This is a genomic window from Streptomyces sp. NPDC059456, assembly GCF_042750055.1.
Classification (GTDB): Bacteria; Actinomycetota; Actinomycetes; order Streptomycetales; family Streptomycetaceae; genus Streptomyces.
On record NZ_JBHYVA010000912.1, the window covers coordinates 1 to 2,724 of the forward strand.

At 73.1% G+C, this 2,724-nt stretch carries 3 protein-coding genes; all 3 read left to right on the forward strand.

Translation table 11 applies throughout. From position 1 onward, the window contains the following. Nucleotides 1–208: tryptophan biosynthesis modulator TrpM (gene trpM, locus ACFXA3_RS40430; RefSeq protein WP_385196113.1), on the forward strand; the 208-nt coding region annotated here is incomplete at its 5' end. Between the two features lie 220 nt (nucleotides 209–428). Then, the gene (trpB, locus tag ACFXA3_RS40435; RefSeq protein WP_385196115.1) at nucleotides 429–1,685 is read left to right on the forward strand and encodes a tryptophan synthase subunit beta; all 1,257 of its coding nucleotides are present in this window, start codon (nucleotides 429–431) and stop codon (nucleotides 1,683–1,685) included. Further along, nucleotides 1,682–2,512, forward strand: a complete 831-nt coding sequence (gene trpA, locus ACFXA3_RS40440) for a tryptophan synthase subunit alpha (RefSeq protein WP_385196117.1) — start codon at nucleotides 1,682–1,684, stop codon at nucleotides 2,510–2,512. The genes trpB and trpA overlap by 4 nt, the downstream gene beginning before the upstream one ends. Nucleotides 2,513–2,724: the final 212 nt, after the last annotated feature.

The following is a 2,724-nucleotide window of genomic DNA, read 5'->3' on the forward strand; positions in this document are numbered from 1 at the left end:
GCCCCCGCCCCCCCCCCGCCCCCGCCCGCGCCGCGGGTGGGGCCCCCCCCCGGGGCGGGGGGCCCCCCCGCCCCGGGGGGGCGGCGCCGCCCCCCGCGGGGGCCGCGCCCGGGCCCGCGGCGTGCACGGGCGGCGGGTCCGGTACGTGATCGGCTCCGAGCCCGGCCAGGTCAACGGCATGCGATGGCGCACCACAGGCGCGCCGTAACGAGGACCGACCGGGTCCGGTACGTCTGACGTCGTCTCCCGACGCCGTCCCCCGTGCCGCCCGTAGGTGCTCGCTCACGGTCCGTGGCCCCGAGCCGCCGGCTCCGGGCGCGGGCCGCTGCGCCCGTACGCATCCCCACCCCCGCAGCGGGGTGCGCGTGCGGCGGGCCCACGGCGCAATACGGTGCATCCATCCCATCGCACCCGTAGGAGTACTGGGCATGTCCAGCAGCTCGTTCTTCATTCCGGACCCCGAGGGTCACGTCCCCAACGCCGAGGGTTACTTCGGCGACTTCGGAGGCAAGTTCATCCCGGAGGCACTCGTCGCCGCCGTGGACGAGGTCGCCGTCGAGTACGAGAAGGCCAAGGGCGACCCGGCCTTCGCGGCCGAACTCAACGACCTCATGGTCAACTACACCGGCCGGCCCAGCGCCCTCACCGAGGTGCCGCGGTTCGCCGAGCACGCCGGCGGTGCCCGGATCTTCCTCAAGCGCGAGGACCTCAACCACACCGGCTCGCACAAGATCAACAACGTGCTGGGCCAGGCGCTGCTCACCAAGCGCATGGGCAAGACCCGCGTCATCGCCGAGACCGGAGCCGGCCAGCACGGCGTGGCCACCGCCACCGCCTGCGCCCTCTTCGGCCTCGAATGCACCGTCTACATGGGCGAGATCGACACTCAGCGCCAGGCCCTGAACGTGGCCCGCATGCGCATGCTCGGCGCCGAGGTCATCGCCGTGAAGTCCGGCTCCCGCACCCTCAAGGACGCCATCAACGAGGCGTTCCGCGACTGGGTCGCCAACGTGGACCGCACCCACTACCTCTTCGGCACGGTCGCCGGCCCGCACCCCTTCCCGGCCATGGTCCGCGACTTCCACCGGGTCATCGGCGTCGAGGCCCGCCGCCAGATCCTGGAGCGCGCCGGCCGGCTGCCCGACGCCGTCGCGGCCTGCGTCGGCGGCGGCTCCAACGCCATCGGCCTCTTCCACGCCTTCATCCCGGACACGGACGTCCGCCTGGTCGGCTTCGAGCCCGCCGGACACGGCGTCGAGACCGGCGAGCACGCCGCCACGCTCACCGCGGGCGAACCCGGCATCCTGCACGGCTCCCGCTCGTACGTCCTCCAGGACGAGGAGGGCCAGATCACCGAGCCGTACTCGATCTCGGCCGGCCTGGACTACCCGGGCATCGGCCCGGAGCACTCCTTCCTGAAGGACTCGGGCCGCGGCGAGTACCGCGCCGTCACCGACGACGCCGCGATGCAGGCCCTGCGCCTGCTCTCCCGCACCGAGGGCATCATCCCGGCGATCGAGTCGGCGCACGCCCTCGCGGGCGCCCTCGACCTGGGCAAGGAGCTCGGCAAGGACGGGCTGATCGTGGTCAACCTGTCCGGCCGCGGCGACAAGGACATGGACACCGCCGCACGCTACTTCGGCCTCTACGACGACGCGGCCGGCACCGAGGGGGAGAGCAAGTGAGCACGGACGCCAACGCCAAGGGCAACATCCAGCTGCTGAGCGACACCCTCGCCAAGGCGAAGTCCGAGGACCGCGCGGCCCTCGTCGCCTACCTCCCGGCCGGCTTCCCGACCGTCGACGGCGGCATCGAGGCCGTCAAGGCCGTCATCGCGGGCGGCGCGGACGTGGTCGAGGTCGGCCTCCCGCACAGCGACCCGGTCCTGGACGGCGCCATCATCCAGACCGCCGACGACATCGCCCTGCGCGGCGGCGTCAAGATCGCCGACGTGCTGCGCACCGTGCGCGAGGCCCACGCGGCGACCGGGGCGCCGGTGCTGGTGATGACGTACTGGAACCCCATCGACCGCTACGGGGTGGAGCGCTTCGCCACCGAGCTGGCCGCGGCGGGCGGCGCGGGCTGCATCCTGCCCGACCTGCCGGTCCAGGAGTCCGCGCTGTGGCGCGAGCACGCCGACAAGCACGGTCTGGCGACCGTCTTCGTCGTCGCCCCGAGCAGCCGGGACGAGCGCCTGGCGACCATCACGGCAGCCGGTTCCGGTTTCGTCTACGCAGCCTCGCTGATGGGCGTCACCGGCACCCGGGAGTCGGTCGGCAACGAGGCCCAGGAACTGGTCCGCCGCACCCGTACGAAGACCGAGCTCCCGGTCTGCGTCGGCCTCGGCGTCTCCAACGCCGTCCAGGCCAAGCAGGTCGCGGGCTTCGCCGACGGGGTGATCGTCGGTTCCGCTTTCGTGAAGCTGCTGCTGGACGCGCCGGACCTGCCGGCCGGGCTGGCCGCCGTACGGGCCCTCGCGGGCGAGCTCGCGGACGGCGTGCGCCGGGGCTGACCGCGTACCGGGTACGCGGCCGGCGTACGAGGGCGGCGTACGCGTTCGACCCGCGGCGCGAACCCCTGAGCGGGTTCTGTAGTCCGATCGGGTGGAAGTGGGAGCGGGGGGGGGCCCCCCAGCGACCCCCCCCCCATTTTGAGCACAGAAGGTAGATAAAAAAAACTGAGGCACACCCCACCACAAAAAAAACCCCCCCCCCCCCCCCGCCA

Excerpts from the sequence above, each read along its gene's own strand:
- trpB (WP_385196115.1), top strand. The coding sequence starts at position 429 with ATGTCCAGCAGCTCGTTCTTCATTCCGGACCCCGAGGGTCACGTCCCC.